At 50.1% G+C, this 22010-nt stretch carries 26 protein-coding genes and 1 tRNA gene; 13 read left to right on the forward strand and 14 right to left on the reverse strand.

The window, feature by feature from the left end; all coding sequences use genetic code 11:
- The first annotated feature begins 51 nt into the window (after positions 1-51).
- From ABJU74_RS15425 to ABJU74_RS15440, 4 genes are read left to right on the forward strand one after another with little or no spacing between them, the layout of a single operon-like run.
- Positions 52-1461 (forward strand): NAD(P)-binding protein, encoded by a 1410-nt coding sequence (locus ABJU74_RS15425; protein ID WP_348385274.1) that lies wholly within the window; start codon positions 52-54, stop codon positions 1459-1461.
- A gap of 1 nt (position 1462) precedes the next feature.
- Positions 1463-1957: a thioredoxin family protein gene (locus ABJU74_RS15430; protein WP_348385273.1), complete on the forward strand. Its 495-nt coding sequence runs from the start codon at positions 1463-1465 to the stop codon at positions 1955-1957.
- Positions 1954-2697 carry a type II secretion system protein N gene (gene gspN, locus ABJU74_RS15435; RefSeq protein WP_348385272.1) on the forward strand — a complete coding sequence of 248 codons (744 nt, stop codon included), beginning with the start codon at positions 1954-1956 and terminating at the stop codon, positions 2695-2697. Before ABJU74_RS15430 ends, gspN begins: the two co-directional genes overlap by 4 nt.
- Positions 2698-2700: 3 nt before the next feature.
- Positions 2701-3702, forward strand: coding sequence for an LLM class flavin-dependent oxidoreductase (locus ABJU74_RS15440; RefSeq protein ID WP_348385611.1), 1002 nt, complete (start codon positions 2701-2703; stop codon positions 3700-3702).
- Between the two features lie 8 nt (positions 3703-3710).
- Here ABJU74_RS15440 and ABJU74_RS15445 read toward each other — a convergent pair whose 3' ends face one another.
- Positions 3711-4895 carry an acyl-CoA dehydrogenase family protein gene (locus tag ABJU74_RS15445; RefSeq protein WP_348385271.1) on the reverse strand — a complete coding sequence of 395 codons (1185 nt, stop codon included), beginning with the start codon at positions 4893-4895 and terminating at the stop codon, positions 3711-3713.
- A gap of 24 nt (positions 4896-4919) precedes the next feature.
- Entirely contained in the window at positions 4920-6038 is a 1119-nt protein-coding gene (locus tag ABJU74_RS15450) for an acyl-CoA dehydrogenase family protein (RefSeq protein ID WP_348385270.1), read from the reverse strand.
- Positions 6039-6227: 189 nt separating this feature from the next.
- Here ABJU74_RS15450 and ABJU74_RS15455 point away from each other — a divergent pair, with 189 nt between their 5' ends.
- The 4 genes from ABJU74_RS15455 to ABJU74_RS15470 all read left to right on the forward strand — a co-directional run bounded on the left by ABJU74_RS15455 (position 6228) and on the right by ABJU74_RS15470 (position 8363).
- A complete protein-coding gene (locus ABJU74_RS15455; RefSeq protein ID WP_348385269.1) occupies positions 6228-6767 on the forward strand; it encodes a glycosyl hydrolase 108 family protein in 540 nt (179 codons plus the stop codon).
- Between the two features lie 43 nt (positions 6768-6810).
- The gene (locus ABJU74_RS15460; protein ID WP_348385610.1) at positions 6811-7224 is read left to right on the forward strand and encodes a holin family protein; all 414 of its coding nucleotides are present in this window, start codon (positions 6811-6813) and stop codon (positions 7222-7224) included.
- Positions 7225-7449: 225 nt separating this feature from the next.
- A complete protein-coding gene (locus tag ABJU74_RS15465; RefSeq protein ID WP_348385268.1) occupies positions 7450-7740 on the forward strand; it encodes a hypothetical protein in 291 nt (96 codons plus the stop codon).
- Positions 7737-8363 carry a hypothetical protein gene (locus ABJU74_RS15470; RefSeq protein WP_348385267.1) on the forward strand — a complete coding sequence of 209 codons (627 nt, stop codon included), beginning with the start codon at positions 7737-7739 and terminating at the stop codon, positions 8361-8363. The genes ABJU74_RS15465 and ABJU74_RS15470 overlap by 4 nt, the downstream gene beginning before the upstream one ends.
- Positions 8364-8408: 45 nt before the next feature.
- Here the strand turns inward: ABJU74_RS15470 and ABJU74_RS15475 are convergent.
- From ABJU74_RS15475 to ABJU74_RS15495, 5 genes are all read right to left on the reverse strand, one after another.
- A tRNA-Arg gene (locus ABJU74_RS15475) sits at positions 8409-8485 on the reverse strand.
- 40 nt (positions 8486-8525) lie between these two features.
- On the reverse strand, positions 8526-9035 hold the full coding sequence (locus ABJU74_RS15480) for a DUF1178 family protein (RefSeq protein ID WP_348385266.1): 510 nt from the start codon (positions 9033-9035) through the stop codon (positions 8526-8528).
- Positions 9032-9865 (reverse strand): carbon-nitrogen hydrolase family protein, encoded by an 834-nt coding sequence (locus ABJU74_RS15485; RefSeq protein ID WP_348385265.1) that lies wholly within the window; start codon positions 9863-9865, stop codon positions 9032-9034. The genes ABJU74_RS15480 and ABJU74_RS15485 overlap by 4 nt, the downstream gene beginning before the upstream one ends.
- Positions 9866-9871: 6 nt before the next feature.
- Complete coding sequence (gene grxC, locus ABJU74_RS15490) at positions 9872-10129, reverse strand: glutaredoxin 3 (RefSeq protein WP_348385264.1); 258 nt, start codon at positions 10127-10129, stop codon at positions 9872-9874.
- A 56-nt stretch (positions 10130-10185) separates the two neighbouring features.
- The gene (locus ABJU74_RS15495; RefSeq protein ID WP_348385263.1) at positions 10186-10926 is read right to left on the reverse strand and encodes a ComF family protein; all 741 of its coding nucleotides are present in this window, start codon (positions 10924-10926) and stop codon (positions 10186-10188) included.
- A gap of 40 nt (positions 10927-10966) precedes the next feature.
- On the opposite strand from ABJU74_RS15495, the gene ABJU74_RS15500 reads away from it, so the two are divergent.
- Positions 10967-11827, forward strand: coding sequence for a class I SAM-dependent methyltransferase (locus ABJU74_RS15500; RefSeq protein ID WP_348385262.1), 861 nt, complete (start codon positions 10967-10969; stop codon positions 11825-11827).
- 12 nt (positions 11828-11839) lie between these two features.
- Here ABJU74_RS15500 and ABJU74_RS15505 read toward each other — a convergent pair whose 3' ends face one another.
- Positions 11840-12250, reverse strand: coding sequence for a (deoxy)nucleoside triphosphate pyrophosphohydrolase (locus ABJU74_RS15505; RefSeq protein WP_348385261.1), 411 nt, complete (start codon positions 12248-12250; stop codon positions 11840-11842).
- Between the two features lie 95 nt (positions 12251-12345).
- Here ABJU74_RS15505 and ABJU74_RS15510 point away from each other — a divergent pair, with 95 nt between their 5' ends.
- Positions 12346-12516, forward strand: a complete 171-nt coding sequence (locus tag ABJU74_RS15510) for a Flp family type IVb pilin (protein WP_348385260.1) — start codon at positions 12346-12348, stop codon at positions 12514-12516.
- A 115-nt stretch (positions 12517-12631) separates the two neighbouring features.
- A complete protein-coding gene (locus tag ABJU74_RS15515; protein WP_108810835.1) occupies positions 12632-12796 on the forward strand; it encodes a Flp family type IVb pilin in 165 nt (54 codons plus the stop codon).
- Positions 12797-12877: 81 nt separating this feature from the next.
- On the opposite strand, the gene ABJU74_RS15520 is transcribed toward ABJU74_RS15515, so the two are convergent.
- The 5 genes from ABJU74_RS15520 to ABJU74_RS15540 form a co-directional block, all read right to left on the reverse strand.
- Positions 12878-14389, reverse strand: coding sequence for a M48 family metalloprotease (locus ABJU74_RS15520; RefSeq protein ID WP_348385259.1), 1512 nt, complete (start codon positions 14387-14389; stop codon positions 12878-12880).
- 123 nt (positions 14390-14512) lie between these two features.
- Entirely contained in the window at positions 14513-15460 is a 948-nt protein-coding gene (locus ABJU74_RS15525; protein ID WP_348385258.1) for an acetyl-CoA carboxylase carboxyltransferase subunit alpha, read from the reverse strand.
- A 31-nt stretch (positions 15461-15491) separates the two neighbouring features.
- Complete coding sequence (locus ABJU74_RS15530) at positions 15492-16388, reverse strand: tyrosine recombinase (protein WP_348385257.1); 897 nt, start codon at positions 16386-16388, stop codon at positions 15492-15494.
- A 68-nt stretch (positions 16389-16456) separates the two neighbouring features.
- Entirely contained in the window at positions 16457-18343 is a 1887-nt protein-coding gene (locus ABJU74_RS15535; RefSeq protein ID WP_348385256.1) for a hypothetical protein, read from the reverse strand.
- 3 nt (positions 18344-18346) lie between these two features.
- Positions 18347-18481, reverse strand: coding sequence for a hypothetical protein (locus tag ABJU74_RS15540; RefSeq protein WP_348385255.1), 135 nt, complete (start codon positions 18479-18481; stop codon positions 18347-18349).
- A 104-nt stretch (positions 18482-18585) separates the two neighbouring features.
- Here ABJU74_RS15540 and ABJU74_RS15545 point away from each other — a divergent pair, with 104 nt between their 5' ends.
- Positions 18586-19152 carry a shikimate kinase gene (locus ABJU74_RS15545; protein WP_348385254.1) on the forward strand — a complete coding sequence of 189 codons (567 nt, stop codon included), beginning with the start codon at positions 18586-18588 and terminating at the stop codon, positions 19150-19152.
- Complete coding sequence (gene aroB / locus ABJU74_RS15550; RefSeq protein WP_348385253.1) at positions 19145-20245, forward strand: 3-dehydroquinate synthase; 1101 nt, start codon at positions 19145-19147, stop codon at positions 20243-20245. Before ABJU74_RS15545 ends, aroB begins: the two co-directional genes overlap by 8 nt.
- Positions 20246-20254: 9 nt before the next feature.
- Here the strand turns inward: aroB and ABJU74_RS15555 are convergent, their stop codons facing one another.
- On the reverse strand, positions 20255-22003 hold the full coding sequence (locus tag ABJU74_RS15555; RefSeq protein ID WP_348385252.1) for a monovalent cation:proton antiporter-2 (CPA2) family protein: 1749 nt from the start codon (positions 22001-22003) through the stop codon (positions 20255-20257).
- Positions 22004-22010: the final 7 nt, after the last annotated feature.

Consider the following 22010-nt stretch of genomic DNA (forward strand, 5'->3'; position numbering starts at 1 on the left):
TTGCCGTTTAGTCCCTAAGAAATTCGGAGAATCCAGCGAAGGGACTTACAAATGGCGCAGGCCGAAACAGATTATCTGATCGTGGGTAGCGGTGCGGTCGGTATGGCATTTGCTGATACATTGCTGGATGAAAGTGATGCGCATATCACCATTGTCGATCGGCACGGGAAACCCGGTGGCCATTGGAATGATGCTTATCCTTTTGTCGCCCTTCATCAGCCCTCTGCTTTTTATGGCGTAAACTCGATGGAGTTGGGCAGCGGTCAAATAGATGAAACCGGTCCCAATAAAGGCTATTATGAATTGGCGACCGGTGCCGAGGTAAACAGCTATTTTGAAAAAGTGATGGAGAAACGTTTTCTACCCAGCGGACGCGTCAGCTATCATCCCATGTCCGACTATGTCGGCGACGGAAAATTTGTCTCGTTGCTCTCCGGTTCAGAAACTAAGATCCAAGTGCGCAAGAAGATTGTTGATGCAACTTATTATGGCACGACCGTTCCTGCCACGCATAAACCGAAATTTGACGTTGCTGACACCGTCACCATGATCCCGCCCAATAGCCTGCCAAAGTTGTGGCAGTCAGAAGGTTCACGGCCTGAAAAATTTGTCATTTTGGGTGCTGGCAAAACCGCTATGGATGTTGGAATTTGGTTGCTTCGGTCCGGTGCCAGGCCAGAGGATATCGTTTGGGTATGTCCCCGCGATAGCTGGCTTATCAATCGCAACAACACGCAACCTGGCGCTGAGTTTTTTCACCAAACAATTGGAGGTCAAAAAGATTTAATGGGCGCTTTGGCCGAAGCGGAAACAGCCGAAGATCTGTTTTTGAAACTCGAAGCCTGCGGTGTGATGCTGCGAATTGATCCCAATGCCAAACCCAGCATGTTTCACTATGCTACGATATCGCAAAATGAAGTTGATCTTTTGCGTCAAATCAAAAGCGTCATCCGAATGGGGCATGTTCGTTCTCTTGATGATGAGGGAATGCAATTGGAAGAGGGAGATGTCCCAATTTCAGCAAAATCACTTTACATAGATTGCACCGCTACTGCCGTTGAGCGACGTCCGCCAATCCCGCAATTTCAAGATAATTTGATCACGTTACAAATGATCCGCGTTCCGCAGCCACCGTTTAGCGCTGCATTATCGGCATTTTTGGAAGTCACATATGACGACGACGAAACCAAGAACAACCTTGGCAGACCCGTCCCTCTTCCTGATGGAATCGAACAATATCCTGCCGCCACAATGGTCAACATGATGAATCAGTTTCAGTGGTCTCAAAATAAAACTGTCCAAAAATGGGTGACACAAAGCCGACTGGATGGTTTTGGAAAAATGTTTGCGAGCGTCGCTCCAGATGATCAGGAAAAACAAGCAGTGCTGGAACAATTTCGCGCCAATGCTATGGCAGCTATGGGTAACTTGCCCAAATTAATCGCGCAGGCAGAAGGCTGATATGTTTAAGCTTTTCGTTACATCTCTGATTTTGTGCCTGTCGGTACCTCTTGCCCCAACCGCGGATGCGGCAGCGCCAACTGGGGAGAAACATCCCGAAGCCAAACCTTATGATAAGAAAGCCAGCGCTGCAGAAAATGTCGATGCGGCACTCGCACGAGCTATGCTATCCGATAAACGAGTTTTGCTCGTCATGGGTGCAAACTGGTGCCATGATAGTCGTGGCCTAGCTGGATGGTTTGAAACGCCGCGCTTTGCAAACATGCTGAAATCCCAATATGAACTAGTCTATGTCGATGTCGGTCATCGTGACCGCAATATCGCCATCGCTCAGCGCTTTGGAATTGAAAAAATTGTTGGCACGCCGACAGTTCTCATCCTGTCTTCGAGCGGTGCTCTGCTTAACCGCGACACCGCTCCGACTTGGCGTAACGCCGCCAGCCGCGAAGAAGACGAGATATTTGAATATTTCCATAAATTTACGCCTGAATCATGACCCGTGGCAGACAGGTTCCCCGCGCTTTGACTTACCTACTCGTAATTTTGGGGTTGATCATCTTAGCGCTGGTTTTCATGCCGCTGAAATTGGCCATTAGCCTGTCTGGTTTGAACGATTCCCGTTTCTCCGCACGGGATATTAGCGGCAGTATCTGGAATGGTCATATGGAGCAGGTACAAGTTGGTCCTTTTGCGCTAGGCGATGTGGATGCCGGCCTGCAATTGGCTCCACTATTTGGCGGGAAAATAAAAATGGACTTGGAACGCCCGGCCAAAAACCGAGACGACGGACTGACAGCAACTATTGGCAAGCAAGGACAAAACTTGCTGGTTGAAAATGCCACGACAAAATTAAATGTGGGTGAAACACTGGCACCCCTGCCCGCTTCAATCATTGCGTTGGACAATGTCAGCGTGGCTTTTAGCAACGGCCGTTGTCAATCTGCCAGCGGTAAGGTTCGCTTGTCGCTGGATGCAAATATTCCCGGACTCGATCTTAAACAAGGTTTATTGGGCAATGCGCAATGCGACGATGGGGTATTGGTTCTGCCGCTCATCAGCGGATCTGGCATGGAAGAATTGACGATGAAGCTGGAAGCCAATGGTTTCTATACAGCGCGTTTGCTTCTAAACCGCAAAGCACAAGCATGGACACTTATATTACCCACTTTAGGCTTTCAAAAAGTTCCTTCTGGATATGCGATAAAAATAGCCGGCCAGCTTGGACAAAAAAGGTAGATGATGAGCAAGGCGATAAAATTTTCGATACTTGACCTTTCACCGGTTCCCCAAGGAGCCGATGTCAAAATTGCCCTCGACCGATCACTTGCTCTGGCCCAACATGGCGAAGCATTAGGCTTTGAACGATTTTGGATGGCCGAACATCATGGAATGGCCGGCATTGCAAGCGCCGCAACATCTGTTGCCTTGGCGCATATTGGCGCGGGCACAAGTTCCATTCGCATTGGTGCGGGCGGTATCATGCTGCCCAATCACGCCCCGATGGTCATTGCGGAACAGTTTGGGACTTTAGAAGCGCTCTTTCCTGATCGCATTGATTTGGGGCTTGGCCGCGCACCAGGCTCTGATCAACGAGTAGCTCAAGCGATGCGGCGAAATCTCAACACCGATCCCAATCAATTTCCCCGAGACGTGGTCGAATTACAAGCCTTGCTAGAAGGCGACGAAGCCTTAGGCATTCAAGCCACGCCCGGGGCCGGAGCGAAAATCCCGCTCTACATTTTAGGCAGCAGCCTGTTTGGTGCGCAACTGGCGGCCGCCTTGGGCCTGCCCTATGCGTTTGCCTCCCATTTTGCGCCAGATGCTTTGGATGAAGCGCTGGCTATTTACCGTCGCGACTTCAAACCGTCGGCTCAATTGTCTCAACCTTATGCCATGTGCGGTTTTAATATCTTTGCCGCCGACAGTGATGCCGAAGCCGAATTTTTGGCAACGTCGATGATGCAGAGCTTCGTGGCCCTGCGCACCGGTAATCCTGGAAAATTGCCGCCGCCAATAGAAGGCTATCGCGAGAGCCTCCCGCCTCAGGCGCAGGCAATGCTAGCGCATATCATGCAAGGCAGCACCGTTGGGTCACCGGATGCGGTCTTAAATGGTGTTCGCACATTTTTAGGCCGCACTGAGGCTGATGAGCTGATTGTTTGCGGCTCAATTTTCGATCAAGCGGCGCGCGAAAAATCCTACAGCCTAGCGGCAGAAATACGCGACCTTATCGCTGCCTAACGCTGACTTTAGAAGGCCGAAAAAGGCTTATCCTTGTCTACCCGCACATCCTGCGGGAGACCCAAGACCCGTTCTGCAATAATATTTTTCAGAATCTCATCAGTCCCGCCAGCGATACGAAGTCCAGGCGCCCACATGAAACTTTCCTGGAAAATTGCATCTGCCGGTGCATGGTCTTTGTCAGAAATAATGCCGTAATGGTCCTGCATTTCGATCGCGCTATTGCAAATATCCTGCAAATGATTAGCGTTGATGACCTTGCCAATTGAATTTTCTGGCCCAGGTGTTTCGCCCTTTGACAAGGCTGTTTGCGTCCTGAATTTCGTGAGCTTGTAACCTTGAGCGGCGACATACCAATCCGCTAGCTTAGCGCGAAATGCTGCATCACTCATGGATCCCGAAGACCGTGCATAGTCCATGATTTCAGCCCAGTCCGGTCCGGGGGAACCACCAACGGCCAGACGTTCATTCATCAAAGTAACCAAAGCGACTTTCCAGCCCATGCCAGGTTCGCCTAACCGATCGGAATCGGCAATACGAACATCGGTAAAATACACTTCGTTAAACTCACTGCCGCCCGATGCTTGATGGATCGGCCTAATCTCAACGCCTTCTTGCTTCATATCGACGATGAACATCGTCAGACCTTTATGCTTGGGTACATCCGGGTCCGTCCGCACCAGAACAATGCCATAATCTGAATAATGGGCGCCAGATGTCCAAACTTTTTGGCCGTTTATGACCCAATCATCACCGTCTTTTACGGCTTTCGTTTTGAGGCCTGCGACATCTGATCCCGCTGCCGGCTCAGAAAAGAGCTGACACCAAATCTCATCGCCAAAAAGGGCTTTTTGCACATAGCGCTGTTTGTGCTCATCCGATCCAAATGCGATGACCGTTGGAACGCACATGCCCAAGCCGATCGCAAAAGGGCCGGTTGGCGCATCAAATTTGCTCTCTTCCTGATTCCAGATGACTTGTTGCATCGGCGAACCCCCGCGCCCACCAATTTCCTTGGGCCAGGTAATTTGCGCAAAACGGTTCTCGGCTTTGACTTTTTGCCAAGCCTTTGCACGCTGGAGATAATTTCCAGTTCGTATCGCCGCCCCTTTTTTAGGCTGGAGATGTTGGCTCAAAAAGGCATTGGCTTCTGCCCGGAATGCAGCTTCTTCGGTTGAGTCGGTAAAATCCATTTTTTAGTCCTTCGCGGAGATTGATTATGCAGCGTTTTTTGCTTCTAGGGCCGAAACAAGTTTCTCTTTCCAAACCGCTGGGCTGCCAGCCTGAACAGCGAGTAACTTGGCACGGCGATAATAGAGATGACAATCCACTTCCCAGGTAAAGCCCATGCCGCCGTGCGTTTGAATATTTTCCTTACTGGCAAACCAAAATGCTTCAGAAGCGGCAACCCGAGCGGCAGCTGCAGCTTCTGGCAATTCAGCTGCATCGGTCGACAGCGCCCAAGCGCCGTAATAGGCATTGGACCGCGCCACTTCATTTTTCACATAAATATCCGCCAACTTATGCTTTATAGCCTGATTTCCACCAATGGGTCGTCCAAAAGCCTGGCGCTCTTTGGCATAATCAGTAGCCATTTCCAGACAGCGTGAAGCGCCGCCCAATTGTTCAAACGCCAATAACACGGCGCCGCGGTTCATGATTTGATCAAGCGCAACCATCCCATTGCCAACCTCATCTCCCAATCGTTCGGCTTTTGCACCAGAAAAGACTATCTCAGCGTGGCTCCGGGTCGGTTCTATCGTTTTGAGCGATTTGCGTTTCACATTCTCTTGATTGAGATCAACAATATATAAGCCTGTACCGCTGCCTTCTTTTGCCAATACCGCCGCGTGTGTTGCAATATCACCGTCGGTCACCGGAACTTTGGTGCCATTGACTTGACCATCTTTTGCAGTCGCTTGTACCGAAGATGCGGAAAGCGCGCCTGGTCCTTCAGTTGTGGCAAGGCAACCCACAATCGAGCCATCGGCAATTTTGGGGAGCCATTTCGCTTTTTGCTCCTCAGTGCCTGCCAGTTTAATGGTTTCGGCAAAAAAGAAGGCGGAAGATCCGAACGGCACCGGAGCCAAAACGCGCCCCAATTCTTCCGCAATCACACACAATTCGAGCATTCCTAATCCCAGGCCGCCAAATTCTTCGGGAATTGCAGCACCAAGCCAGCCCATTTCAACAATTTTTTGCCACAGCTCATCATTGTGGCTGATTGAATCATCATCAAGCACGGCACGGACATGTGCACTCGTGCATTGTGCTTCTAGAAATTTACGCGCTTCATCACGCAAGAATTTCTGATCGTCAGAAAAATCAAAGTTCAACCTATCCGCTCCCAATTTTAGCTCAACGTTCCTGGATCGCTTTCGAATCGTGATCCTGTTCTGGCACAGAATAGGCAACATTGAGATTAATCAGTCAATTAAATTCCAATGAAACGGTGGGCTCTTTCCTACATATAACCAAATAGGTTATTTCTGAGTCTCTCTGCTCACAAGTAAAAGGCCAGAATAATGATTATAGAAAAACTGATTGGCGACGTTATCGCCAAAGAAGGGGGTTATTCCCATCATTCCGCGGACCGGGGCGGTCCAACACGTTGGGGCGTAACTCAAGCCGTTGCCCAACGTCACGGCTACCGAGGTGATATGCGACATTTCCCCTATCGTGATGCTGTCGCAATCTATCGTATTCAATATTGGTTGCGGCCTGGCTTTGATAAGATTGCCGAACATGCGCCTTCACTGGCCGCCGAATTATTTGATACCGGCGTCAACATGGGGCCTGCTGTCGCCACCGGATTTTTACAACGCGCCCTAAACGCCTTGAATCGCAATGGTGCCGATTTTCACGACCTTGCGACCGACCGGAAAATCGGGACTCAGACTATCGCCGCGTTACAGCAATTTCTTCGCAAGCGCGGCACCAATGGCGAAGCCGTTTTGCGAAAGGCGGTCGATGCATTGCAAGGCGAGCGATATATCACCCTAACCGAAACACGACCACGCAACGAAGCCTTTCTCTATGGCTGGCTCGCCAACCGCATTGCGTAATGGTGCCAATTTAAATCTCCAACTTCCAGAACAAGGATGAATGATGTCACTACTTGCCAATCTAATCGCGCCTATTTCCCAGATAATAGACAAAATAATCCCGGACAAACACGCAAGAGATCAAGCCAAGCTCGAACTCTTGAAACTGGAAAGCAATCAGGATTTGGAAATGGTCCAGATTCAATTGTCTGCGATCATCGCCGAGGCAGCCTCCAAAGATCCGTGGACATCGCGTGCTCGTCCAAGCTTTTTATACGTCATGTATATCTTGTTGCTTTGGTCGCTGCCCATGGGATTAATCCCCGCGATCCGGCCTGAAGCAGCCGTCAATATCGCGCATGGGATGAATGCTTATTTGGCGGGGATTCCGGAGCCACTTTACGCCTTATTTGGCACCGGATATCTGGGATATACGGTAGCCCGACAATGGGGTAAAATCCGTGGGGTCGAAAAATAGGCAGAGAATCGGAGCGAATCAGCGCTTGAAAATTGGGCAATTAACTATTTCACTGCCTAATAAATGTACAATTTCAGCCATTTTTCAGGATATCGTAGAAATAGACTTGCCATGCCCATATCTTTGCAGATAGAGGGGAAAGTCTAGTTCATTCCAAAGGGGATATTTAAATGTCTAACGAAACAAGTTTCCGCAAAATGCTGGCAGTAGCCGGCGGCCTTGCTCTTGCAGTTCCTGCTCTTTCAGCATGTGCTGAGCAAGCTGAAGATGCTGCTGCTGCTGCAGAAGATGCCGCATGTGCCGCTGGTTGTGCCGCATGTGCTGCTGCATGTGCCGCTGGTTGTGCTGCATGCGCCGCTGGTTGTGCTGCATGTGCCGCTGGTTGTGCTGCTGGTTGTGCTGCAGAAGCTGCTGCATGCGCCGCTGGTTGTGCTGCTGAAGCCGCTGGTTGTGCCGCATGTGCCGCTGCATGTGCTGCATGTGCCGCTACTGAGTAATATCAGTACAGCGCATTGACAAATGCATTAGAAAGGCTGTTTGAGCTTACGGGCCAGATAGCTAAAGAGGGCGTCTCGCTAGTACCCAGAGTGGTACCGGCAGACGCCCCTTTCGTTCAGTATCAACACTATCCTAAGGGCGACTGCGTTGCTCCCGGCAACAAGTCTCGCTGGTTTTACCATGCGCATAAACCCGAGGAGCGTGAAGAAGGCGAGCATGGCCATTTTCACATGTTCCTGCCGCTGGACGTGTTTAAGGGTGTCCAGGCGCTCCATGAACCACCCAAAAAATTGCCAAATGGCAAACCCACCCAAGGCGTTGTGCATTTCGGCGCACTCAGTTTCGGACTGGATGGTATGCCGCTCAGTTGGTTCACAACCAACTATTGGGTCACATATGAATATTTCATGCCCGCGGAAGCGATTGCTTCTCGGCTCAAACTATTCTCCATGAACAAGGCACCAGGGGATTCGCTGGTCAATGATTGGCTGACCGCTGCGGTTGGCGTGTTTCACGACCCAATCATAGAAATGCTACAGCAGCGCGACAAAATACTGGCGGAAAAAAAAGCAGAATTGGGCGACGGTGTGTTTGAAAACAAGACCGTTGAAATCATGTCGCGCATGGATTTCGATCTATAGCTCAGCCGGATCATAAAAGATCCTCAATCCCGAAGATTATAATAGTGGTGCGCCCGACAGGATTCGAACCTGTGGCCCCCAGATTAGGAATCTGATGCTCTATCCACCTGAGCTACGGGCGCCTCGAATTTCTGTAACCACTACCGATCAGACTAACCAGCTTCAATTTTGAGCATCAGGCGGCGTTACAGGAAGTGGAAGCGGCATGACATCAATCCCTTCATCCTCCAGTTCCGCGACATCATCTTCCGATGCCGTCCCATGTATCGGTGTATCGTTTTCTTCTCCATAATGGATAGCACGCGCTTTCTCAGGAAAATTACCGCCCACCCATTCTGATTTTTCCAGCATTTTCGCTTGCGCTTTGGCAAGTTTGGTCACCAATTCTTGATATTCAGCAGGAACCGCGACGGCTTTTGCTGCCGGCTTTACCTTTTCAGCGGGAGCAGACAAGCCATCGTTTGCTTCACCCGAAACCACTGGCGTTTGATTGCGTTGGTTGGCTTTCATCGCAACATTTGGAGCCATCACCGCCTTGTCGACAGCCGTGCAGCCACATGTTGGGCAATCGATCAGCCCGGCGGCTTGCTGGCTTTCATAATCGGACGAGGATCCAAACCATCCTTCAAATTGATGCCCACCATCGCGGCAAATAAGATCAAAAACTATCACCCGAAATCCTTTGGTAATGCGAATGTTCGCCGGTTGGCAATCGCAGGAATACGGCGACGGGTCTTTGCGACCTCCTGCAGATTAATGTCGCAAACTGCTACGCCAATTTCTGTATCCATGTCCAGCAACACTTGCCCCCATGGATCCACAATCAAGGAATGGCCGTATGTTTTACGCCCATCTTCATGGGCGCCACATTGGGCAGCAGCAACAACAAAAACACCCGCCTCAATTGCGCGTGCGCGTAACAAAATCTCCCAATGGGCTTTGCCTGTTGGCACCGTAAATGCAGCTGGTATCGCCAGTATCTCGGCGCCCGCATTGGTCAATCCGGCATATAGGGCAGGAAACCGAAGATCATAGCAAACTGACAAGCCCAAAACAGTTTCGCCAAATCGAGCAGTCACAGCTTGAGTGCCGCCTTGATAGGCTGACGATTCTCTCCAACTTTCTCCTGAATCGAGATCGACATCAAAAAGATGGATTTTGTCATAGCGGGCAACGATATCGCCCACAGGATTGATCAGAAAGGACCGATTAACGGACTTTTCTGACCCCGATTCTATCGGTTGAATCGCCAAAGAACCTAATGCCACCCAGATTTGAGCGTGTTTCGCCGCAGCACAAGCCGCCGCCAGAACCGGGTCTTCGGATTCAGGATAAATATGGGCCATCGCCCGTGCGCGATCCCGATCGACGAGTCCCGTCATTTCCGGAGTGAATAAAATTTCGGCCTTTTGCGCCGCAGCATCGCCAATATAGTTCTGCAACACGCGCGCGTTATCTATGGGCGAAATGCCACTGCACATCTGCGCGACGGCGATCCGCATTAGGACTCAGCCTGCCAGCAAGCCGTCCAATTTCCCGGCATCTTCCAAAGATGCAAGGTCATCGGAGCCACCAATATGCTGACCATTGATAAAAATCTGTGGAACCGTTGTGCGTCCGCCAGCGCGTTCAATCATTTCAGCGCGTTTGGGGCCACCCATGGAAATATCTGTTTCTTCAAACTCGACATTCTTGCTCTTCAGCAAACCCTTGGCTCGGAAACAAAATCCGCAGGTGAACTTCGTATAAATTTCAACTTTTGCCATAAGAGCTTTCCAATCACTTTGTATCAAATCGAAGATGGTACTTTTACGCTTGTATTTCAACTGTCTGCCTGCCCCTTCAATACGCGCGCCCAACAGAAAATTAATATCCTATCGGCACCACACTCTCTTAAAAGGCGGCTACAAGCACCGGCAGTCGCTCCTGTTGTATAGACATCATCAACCAGAATTACCGTTCTTCCCTCAATTGTAGAGCGACGATCTGCAGCAATTGCAAATACATTTTTTACGACCTTCTCACGCTGCTTTGCGGACATAGAGCGCAACACAGGAGTCGCATGACGGCGCAGTAACGAAGCGCAATCCATGTCAAAACCCGACTGTTTCTCCAAAGACCGAGCAATTAATACCGATTGATTAAACCCGCGCGACCACAACCGCCAACGGTGAAGCGGCACAGGCATGATAAGAGTATTATCTGGTAGCCCGGGAACAAAACGCATCAAATGCGCTGCTATAAGGTCAGCCAATCCCAATCTGCCGCCATATTTGAGCCGCATTGGCAGAATGCTGCTGTGCTCATCATACGCAACCACAGCACGAACGCCGTCATGTATCTGACGTTCCTGTAAACAAGAGATGCACAAGGCATCATCCTCCTGTTCAAAGGCAAAGGGTCGTCCGCAACCGGCGCACCATGGCTCCGTTAAGAAATCCAGATCATCCCAACAGGACAAACAAAATCGATGATCCGATTCGACAATAATCCCGCAAATCGGACATCTCGGAGGGAGCGCAAAATCAATAATTGGTCGGATCATATCCGAGAAAAAGCCCATTAGTTCTTGTCGCTCCCTCACCGGATGGGCACAAGGCCCTATGGATGACAATAACGGCCCATCGGATATATTTGATCGCGACAGACGGCGCCATTTCCGTGATCGTGCTTTTCAGCGATCCCAGGGTCAGGATTTTGTCGGACATATTATGGCCGAAGAAATTCTCGATCGCCTTTCCCTGGTAAAGCGCGAATTCAAAACATGCCTTTTGATCGGTCAAGCAGCCCATAGTCTGCGGCCAGCGCTCGATACATTAGGTATTAACAGCTTTTGTGCCGAAGCTGGCTATCGCTCCAATCATACCCAAGGCGGTGTGCAATGTGATGAAGACCGCTTACCCTTTGCCGATGGCAGTTTTGATCTCATTATCAATATTGGAACCTTAGATAGTGTGAACGATCTTCCAGGCGCTCTTGCGTTAATGCGGCGGATTCTCATACCGGATGGCTTGTTTCTCGCTGGTTTTATGGGCGCAGAGAGTTTGACCATGCTGAAAGCGAATTTGATGATGGCGGAAGGCGATCGCATCGCATCTCACATTCACCCACAAATCGATATTCGAACCGCAGGCGATCTTATGTCGCGCACAGGATTTGCACTTCCGGTAATTGACAGTGACACATTGCGCTTGCGTTATGGGGAATTTGACAAGCTCATCAGCGATTTGCGGGATATAGGCAGCGGAAATGTGCTCAAAGCTCAAATTCAACCCATTTCTCGCAACATATATAATGAGGCGAAAAATCAATTTAAGGCCCATGCAACACCGGATGGCAAGACTACCGAAATAATCGAACTCATCTATCTGTGCGGCTGGGCACCGCATCCTGATCAACCCGCACCGGCTCGCCGCGGAAGCGGTCAAATGTCTTTGAAAGATGCATTAAACAAACCAGAATAGTTCCTGGTCCTTTCATCCAGCAGCTATGAGCTGAGCCACCAAGGGAACATCAGCTGGCGGCATTTCGAGATGCTGCAATGCTGACAGCGGCAACCACTTCATGTCCGCCGATTCGAGATTCTGGGCCTCGCCTGTCCAATCGCGACACGTATACAATAGCAACAAGAGATGTTTTTCGCCCAGCGGCTCGCTGGCAAATGCCGCTGGACGCAGTTTCGAGGGCTCCACCTTCACGCCCAACTCCTCTTCGAGTTCACGAACAAGGGCTTCTTCCGGCGATTCTCCAGCTTCAACCTTTCCACCCGGAAATTCCCAAAGACCGGCCATGGGCTTCCCCGAAGGCCGCTGTTGTACAAGGATTTTCTCGCTTTGATTGCGCAATGCCGCAGCGACGACAAACAGATATGTCGGTTTATTTTCCACTTTTTTTTGTGATGTAAGGATTTTGTTAATCCCTTTCTGTGAAACACGGCTCGTTCGCAACTTAGCAGAACTTCAAATGTGTTGAGAGGGATATAATGCATTTATTGAAAAAATTATATCGCTCGGAACAGGGGGCGACGGCTGTTGAATATGGTTTGATTTTGGCACTTATCGCAATCACCGCAATTGTGGCGATTAGTGGCGTGGCAAATTCAACCGTGAACATGTGGAATACGGTTGCTGATGAAGTAACCGAAAGTTCATAAAAAGCCGTAAGTCATTAAACATTTATAAAGTTTTCTGAATTACTGTGAATATTATCGGCCCGCTTCATGCGGATTGATTGGGTAAGTGAAGTTTGTCAAATATAGGAGACCAGACATGAAACTCGTACGTAAAATGTTTAAGAATGAAGAAGGCGCAACGGCTATTGAATATGGTTTGATTGCTGCTTTGATCGCTGTTGCAGCTATCGTTGCTATGGGTCAGCTGGGTAACACCCTCAGCAACACCTTCAACGAAGTTGAAAGCGAAATGGCTGGTTAATCTTCGGATTAATTTAGAAATTTGGGACGGCAGCCTGAAAAGGCTGCCGTCTTTTTTTGTGTCTGCCAAAAATCGGAAAGACTAATAGGTTACGATCTTGACTTTTTGTCCCGCTCGCAGACCATCATTGGCACGCAAACGGTTCAACACCAGGAACCTGTCTCTTTGGTAACTTGTATATGCCATTTTTTTCGAAATGCTATCAATCGTGTCGCCGCTGCGAACAGTCACAACATCTATTTTTCGAGGCTTGATCGCAGCCGCTTCGTTGCGCGAGAGCCTTTCTATGCTCTGATACATCGCGCTAAACACACCGCCTCGACCAGCCGGCGCCAGCGTGGCAAAATGAAAAGCACTGCTTTTTGAAAATTCATAGGCAAATATCGTCACATCAACGCGCTGATTGCCACTGGTAACTCGGCCCGATGCATAGGATGCTGGAATTCCATTAACAGTGGTGCGCTGGATCTCTCCATAAGAAATTTCCTGCCCTTTACCCGATAACGCCTTGAACGCAGACGCGATGTAAGTGGTCATATTTCCATTATAGGAACCCGTCGTAAACTGACCTTGCCCACTTGATCCATTAATCGAGACCGCTCTGGCTCCATTTTGCATGGAAAAGCCATTCGGAACGGTGAATTTCAACTTCAAATCTGGGTGTAAAAAGCTATTTCCTTCGATAACACCCTGTTTGGGATCGTCACCATAAAGCACTCCGTCCAGATTTTGCAAAAAGGCACTGCGATTGCGTTTACCGCTTGTCACCCCTAATTTTCCAGCATTTTTGGCCGCTCGAGATACACGTTGCACTGGGTTGGGATGAGTACTCGCCCACTCTGGAACTCCGCGCGCATCACGGCCAGCCACACGGGCATCAATAGCCGATTGTGCAGCTAAAGACTCCAGCATTGTCGACAATGCATCCGGAGCATATCCTGCAGAAGCGAGATATTGGATACCCAAATCATCGGCTTCATATTCCTGTTTTCTTGAATATCGCAAAGTCAGTAACTGACTGCCTGTCCCAAACACCTCCTGCCCTAGCTTACCTAGCGCAGAATCTCCCAGAAGTACGGCGGCACCAATTTGTCCCAATACCCCTAAAATACTATTCCGCTTGGCGGCTTTTTGTCTTTTTTCGCCGTGGCGGGCAGCGACATGACCAACTTCATGACCTAGCACACCAGCCATTTCGGCTTCATCGTTCATCAAGGCCATAAGTTGACGAGTCAAATAGACATAACCACCAGGAATCGCGAAAGCATTGTTGACCGGGCTGTTCAATAGCGTGACAGTAAAGTCGCTTCGGGCATTACCCAGACCTGATTGCACTGCGATATCTTGTCCAATTCGCACCACATATGCGCTTTGCGGTCCTGTGTAAGCGCCGCCAAATTCGTTGAGCAACTGTGGATGCGCTTCAGCTCCTTTGCGTTTATCGCTCGCGGATATCGACCGCACTTCACCTTTTTGATCGGAAGCTTTGCTGCCCGCGGATTCAACTGCTCCCGCATCGGCATCAGAGCCGCCACAAGCCGCCAAAGTCAAAATTCCGACCGTGGATAGTAATTTTTTGGATATGGTTCTCATCAGACTCTCCTTGAGCCATAATCTATAGAAGAGGAGAGACCAACGAAAGGGTCGGGATTGTAAAATAGCGTAGCTTAGCCTCGGTTAGACAGAGAAAAGCTAGGGTTTTGCATATTGAAAGTCCTAAATCTCACCTATTTTCAGGAATTTCTCCCGTCGTAGGGAGCGCAGTTCTTGCCGTTCCATTTTTTGCAATGTTTCAAATTCTTCAGCAATCGCCTTGCCTAATGTTGCAATGGACAGATTGCGGTCGCGATGGGCGCCGCCGATCGGTTCTTTGACAATACGGTCTATAACACCAAGTTTTTTTAGATTTTGCGCGGTGATCTTCATAGCATCAGCGGCCATATCTGCCTTGTCTCCCGTACGCCATAAAATCGACGCGCAGCCTTCCGGCGAAATCACAGAATAAACGGCGTGCTCTAGCATCAAAACCCGCTCAGCCGCCGCCAGGGCTACAGCACCGCCAGATCCACCTTCACCAACGATAACCGCTACCATTGGAACGCCCAATGACAGGCATTTTTCCGTTGAACGGGCAATGGCCTCTGCTTGCCCTCGTTCTTCCGCAGACACTCCTGGAAAGGCGCCGGAAGTATCTACCAACGTCAATACCGGGAGCGAAAACCGATCCGCCAAATCCATTAGACGTATGGCTTTACGATAGCCCTCGGGTTTGCCCATGCCAAAATTATGACGCAAGCGGCTTTCAGTATCATCGCCTTTTTCATGACCGATCACCACCAATCGCATATCGCCAATTTTGGCAAATCCGCCCAATATCGCTTGATCATCGCCAAAATTACGGTCACCGCCCAACGGCATAAACTCGTCAAATAGTCCCGCGATGAAATCCTTGAAATGGGGACGTTCCGGATGGCGGGCAACTTGCGTTTTTTGCCATGGAGTCAGATTGGAATAGGTATCTCGCAGCAGTTTAGCGGATTTCGCCTGCAATTTGGCAATTTCGGATTCAATGTCTAACGACCCTTCATCGGCGGTTTCTCTAAGCTCGATAATCCGCGATTCCAGGGCTGCGATGGGTTTTTCAAAGTCTAGAAAGGATGTCATGCTATTCGGTTAGAACCACCAGACAAAAACGTCAACGCGTCAGATCATGTCGACTAAGCGGATGACGGCTGTTGACCAACTCAACCAATCTAGCGCTGTCGACATGGGTGTAAATTTGGGTAGTGCTAATGTCGCTATGTCCCAATAAAGTCTGTAGCGCACGCAGATCCGCTCCGCCTTCCAACAAATGGGTCGCAAAAGCATGCCGCAGAACATGCGGGCTGATTTTCGTTGGATTGATATCCGCTTTTATCGCCAATTCCTTGATGATTTGAAACAAGCGAATGCGACTAAGGTGCCCGGTGCGCGATGGAAAAAGATATTTTTGTTCGCCATCAAGACATGAAATCCAACGCTTGATCGCTTGGCGCGCGCGTTCGGAAATCGGGACCAATCGTTCTTTCCCACCTTTACCGCGAACGATCAAAAAAGGGCGATCGATCATCGCAGATTTTCGCGGTAAGGAAACCAGTTCGCTCGCTCTTAGCCCGGAACCATAGAGCAGCTCGATCAAAGCGGATAACCGAACATCATTTGCCTTTGGCTTTGGCGTGGTTAATTTACCCTCTATTGTTTCAAATAATCGAGCGATTTCATCATGAGACAAAATCTTTGGTAAGGTGCGCTGTCCCGCTGGTCGCGGCAATGCATCTGACGGATCATCCCGGCAAAAGCCTTCTTCGACCAAAAATCCAAAAAACCGTCGCAGCGATGAGGATTTTCTCGACACGCTGCTATTTTTTAAATCATTCCACCCTCGAATGATTTTTTGCAAATCAGCCCGATCACTATTCCAAAGCGAACCCTTTGCACTATCCGAGGCCTGTTCAAGGTCGGATCGATATGCTGATAATGTATTGTGAGAAGCACCACTTTCAGCCGCCATCATCTCCAAAAACCGGTCAATATAGATGGCATCTGTGCTCATAATTGTCCGACGATAACGCGAGCAAGAGAAATTGGAAAGCCCTGGGCGCCTGCTGTTACAAGCGGCGGCTAAGTTCGTGTAAGCGCCTCTGCCGCAATCATCCGCGCTTCAGCCTCCATGCCCACTCTTGCCAAGGATCGGGTAACATAAAACAAATGCAATGGAGACATTGCATTCCAATCACGCCCCTGCATACCCACCGCCGCCAGGAGCGCGACCGTGCCACCCTGCCCGCGTTGCGCCGCGGACCTTATGGCACCGGTCCACTGGCTGGTCTTGTTAAGATCCAACTCCAGATCTTGGGAAAAATTTTGGAGTGCTTCTGCGTCAACCCGGCCCAAACCAGCCAATGCAGCCAATAGAAATTGGCTTTTCAATTGGTCTGCACTGTCGTCATTATCAGTAAATTCATCCAAGGTAGACGCATCAACAACGACCACTGGATTGGGCGCGCCGACCGCCAATAATGCCCAGCCATCACTGCCGGCTTCGACTTGGTTGGCCCAGCGGGCAGCATTGCGATCCAATCCCGCAGAAAGCATCGAACCAATTAAATCGCCACTCCGGTCCTGCAATTCCGCTGACGCTGGAATTCTAGCTGCCGCACGAGCGGTTAAAATTTTAGCAGAATAAGAGGATAATGAACCGGCTGACCGATTCCACAATGTCTGCATGGCTTCTATTCGACGCGAAGCAGTCGATCCCGTATAGGCTTGTCGCAATGTCGAAGCCTGTGCTTTGAGATCATCACTGGCTTCGGGATCATCATAAGTTGCCGCGTAGAGATCTACCAATGCCTTGTTCGATAAGACACCAATAGCCGCTGCGGTATTGGACGCCTTCATACGTGATGCCCTTGGCAACATCGGCGCCCGTGCGCGCCAACCTTGGACATGGCGTCCGGCCTGCTCATATAATCGGTCCGGCGGCTCAACCCCCGTCGCAGCCCCAAGGCCAAACCGCCAATTGTTGAAATATTGAATATCATCCCACTTGATCGAAACGGCGCGTCTTCCTTCAAATCCGGCTCCGACGGTTTTCTCGGTGAGGAGATAGTCGATACCGGTTGCTGTTTTCGATCGTCTCGCTTGGCGCAGCAAGGATGTTGCCCGGCTTTGCTCGCCTGAAAAAGAAGCACAAATCGGACGAAACATCACCCAAGTTGGTGAATCACTGGCCCTTACACCACCCTCGACATAAGCGCAGATTCCTGCCGGATCAGCGGTCGCCAAATGAGCCTGCATGGCGACAGTATACAATCGTGGAGTAAAGTTTCCGGCGTCGACTTTCAAAACAAGCGCACGGGCAGCATCCGCCTCACCCATCAGCAAAAGACGCCAGGCACGTTCCGCCGTCCAATCGGCGGGATTGACATTATCAGGACTATCCACTTTGCTCAGCAAGGTTCGGCGCAAAAGGATAGAACCCCATCGCGAAATAATCGGACCACGCAGATTTTTTATTAGATTGGTTAAATATTGCCCGCCTTCTTGACCAAATCCATCGGTCGCAATTCCCCCAGAATTTTCCGTCAACACGCCGATTTGCGCCATCGAACGGCGTACACCGGGCGCCAGATAATATTGCGGTTGCAGCGCATCATCCAATTCACTCAGATCGCTATCTTCATCCAAATTCAACAATGACGAAGATGGTCCAGTTGAAACCTCGCTACCCGCACTGGAACTTCCTGTAGTGGAGTCACTGGAGGATATCGATGGGCGGCTGGGCGCTGGCCCGGCAACCGGAGCAGGCGTCGGACTTGGCGAGGGTGTAGCCGCTGGAGCCGGTGTTGGAGCCGGAGCCGGAGCTGGTGTCGGCGTCGGTGTAGGAGCCTCGCCAAATCCTGGCGGCAACAAGGATTCCGGTGCGCTTTGACCCAATACCGGCAAGGACATCGCGAGCGCCGCGATACCTACAGTTCCTAGCGAAATATGTTTCCAACGCGTGCGCATCGCTTAACTTAATCCCTCTCCCAAAACCGGCTTTTCAACCGGTTGCAAATTTTGCTCGACATCCAGAGAGGCCAAAAGAAACATTGCTCCAACAATCGCGACCAGAAAGAGTATGAGAAAAACCAATTTACGCGGCATTTTTGTTCTACTTACTTTCTTTGTTCAATTTCATGGTCGCCAACGCATTGAGTTTTGCACTCGCTACCATCCTATGTATAGCCTTTGCCTCAATGGACAAAAACATGAAAGACTCTTTTGACCGATCCACCGAAGAATCCGGTGAGAAGTGTGGCTTATTGATCGAGAAACCATTGGTTTTAATCGGTCTAATGGGTGTTGGTAAGACTACAGTTGGTCGAAGACTCGCAAAAAAACTGGATATGCCCTTTGTCGATGCGGATGAAGAGATCGAGAAAGCCGCGGATCTGAAAATTTCCGAAATATTTGATCGTTTCGGAGAAGATTATTTCCGCGATGGAGAAAGGCGCGTTATCGCGCGCTTGATGGAAGATGGCCATAATGTCATCGCCACCGGTGGCGGCGCCTTTATGAATTCAGAAACCCGCGCGCTTATTTTATCAAAATCTACTGCGATCTGGTTGGATGCTGATATTGATATATTGGTTAAGCGGGTCGCCCGGCGGGACACTAGACCTTTGCTGAGAAATGGCGATCCTGAAACCATATTGCGCGACTTAGCTCGCAAGAGAAATCCGATCTATGCAACGGCCCATTTGCACGTTACCGGCAATGATGCACCCCATGATCTGACGGTCGACAACATTATTAAGGCCCTAAAAAATGAGTAAAATTTCGGTCGACCTTGCCGGCAATGGCTATGATATTTTGGTAGAAGCCGGCGCGCTGGAACATGTGGCCACACATATTATGCCTTTTGTCAGCAACAAGCGGGTCTTTATCATAACCGATAAGAATGTCGCCGATAGATGGTTGCTCCCGATCACGGCCAAATTGAAAAAATCGGGCTTGGCTATTAGCAGCCATATCGTGGCCGCCGGTGAGCGAAGCAAAAGCTGGGCCGGTCTCGAACAACTGACCGATTGGCTTTTGGACCAAGGCGCAGAGCGCTCCGATATATTGATTGCGCTTGGCGGCGGTGTCATTGGCGATCTCACTGGATTCGCTGCTTCTATCTTGAAACGCGGTTGCCAGTTCATCCAGATTCCAACGAGCCTTTTGGCACAAGTCGATAGCAGTGTCGGCGGCAAAACGGCGATTAATAGCCGCGCTGGAAAAAACTTGATTGGCCGTTTCAATCAACCAAAATATGTGCTGATCGATCCTCTCGTCCTAAACAGTCTACCAGATCGGGAATTGCGCGCGGGCTATGCTGAAGTCGTGAAATATGGATTGATCAACAACCCTTTATTTTTTGAATGGTGCGAGCAACATGGCGCCAATTTGTTGCGACGCGATCCCGACGCGCTATCCTACGCCATCACGCAGAGCGTGCAAACAAAAGCCTCTATCGTTGCCGAAGATGAAAAAGAGTTGAGTGGACGCCGGGCCTTGTTGAACCTGGGACATACTTTCGGCCATGCACTGGAAGCGGAAACCGGATATTCAAGCGCGTTGGTACACGGTGAAGCCGTCGCTGCGGGCATGGCACTGGCTTATCATTATTCCGTCCGGCGGGGCCATTGCACTGATGCAGAAGCTCAGCGTGTGACCGCGCATTTAGACAGCGTGAATTTGCCCCATGGTCTGGAAAGTGCCGGTGTAAAGGCGTCGGGCGAAACATTGATTCAACATATGCTGCATGACAAGAAAATGACCGGTGGCAATTTGCCCTTTTTGCTTGCCAACGGAATTGGACAGACTTTTCTCGCACCAGATGTCGATTTAAACGATATCGCAGCCTTCCTAGATATCGCCGCCTGAAGCGGCATTTTAGTCTCCTTTATTTGCGCCGCTCATTCCGAAACCAAGATGTTTCCCGGCAAGCATGTCTCCAGAGGCGCGTTGTGCTTCGAGACGATCACAATCCAGCTGGCGAAATTCGCGGTCCACTTCTTCGATCATCGTTTCATCAATATCAATTGCGGCCATGGTTTGACGCGCCAAATGGATCGCGGATTCAAAAACCTCTCGCTTAACACCAGAAAGACCGGCCTTTTTCACTTCCAACAAATGAACCCGATCATAAGCGCGCACAAACAGCTTGGCATCCGGGAAAGATGTTGAAATGACCTCCAAGGATTCTGCGGTTAGCTTGGTTCCGTCCATACAAAATACAATCGCCGCACAATCTTCTGCTCCCGCACCGCGCAAAAGGTCAACTCGCATCCCGTCACCATAAAAGACCTTGCGACCAAATTTTTGGCTAACGCCGATTTGTTGGGGCTTGATATCGATAATTGTCACCGGGATATTTGCGCCGCTCAGCATTTGCGCAACAGTTTGACCAAAACGGCCATGACCGACCACGAGCACCGATGCCTTGCCTGCCAAAGACGGATCATCGAGATCAATATCGCCTTCTGTCCGCGCCACATTAAACCTTTCCACAACCAACATCAGAAGCGGCGTCATCGCCATGGAAACCGTGATCACGGCGCCGAAAAGGCTACTGGCCTCGGGCTGGATCAACAGCGCTTTTTCTGCTTCAGCGAATAATACAAAGCCAAATTCACCACCCTGGCTCAACAGCATTCCCATGCCCAAAGCCGGCAATGTCGGCATTCCGAACAATTTGCCTAAACCAAAAATAATCAATGTCTTGGTGATCACCAGGGCGATAGCTGCTCCAAATACAAATGCCGTATTTTCCGCAATAACATTGATATCCAACATCATCCCGACGGCGAGGAAGAACAGGCCCAAAAGAAGCGATCGAAACGGATCAATATCCGCCTCCAGTTCGTGACGATAAGGCGAGTTTGCAAGCATCACGCCCGCAATGAAAGCACCCAGAGCAGGCGACAGCCCGATAACTTCCATCAAAGCAGCGCTACCGAAAACGGCTACCAACCCGGCGACAATGAACAATTCGCGTTCCGCAATTTTCCCGATCAGTTCAAGCGCCGGTTGCAGAATATAGCGTCCAGCGAGAATGAGGCCACCAATAGCGGCGACACCCAAAATAGCTGTCATCCAGCCCGATAATGCCCCGGGCTCCGCAGGCGCTCGCGACAATACAGCGACAATGGTCAAAAGTGGGATAAGCGACAGATCTTGAAACAGCAGGATTGAAAAAGCTTTTTCGCCCGCCGGCGTATTCAACCGTCCAGAAGACTGCAACATCGGCAGAACCTGCGCAGTGGACGACAGAGCCAATGGCAAACCCAGCGCAATGGCAGCGCCAAAGGTGAAATTTGTGGTGGCCATGATCAGCAAGAAAAGCGCAACGCCGCAAACAGCAACTTGACCCAATCCGAGTCCGAATATTGCTTTGCGCAATCGCATCAAACGCGCTGGCGCGAGTTCAAGTCCAACGAGAAACAAGAGTAAGATTATCCCGATTTCGGAAAATTCGAGAATTGTCTCCCCTTCCCTAATCAGACCGAAGCCCTGCGGACCAATTAATATGCCTGCAATTAAATATCCAAGGACTGCGCCAATACCGAATTTACGGAACAAGAGCACCAAGATAAGAGCGGCGCCCAACATCGTGAATCCACCCAAAAGCAGATCACTCATGTGCGTT

It is taken from the genome of Parasphingorhabdus sp. (genome assembly GCF_039982415.1).
GTDB lineage: Bacteria > Pseudomonadota > Alphaproteobacteria > Sphingomonadales > Sphingomonadaceae > Parasphingorhabdus.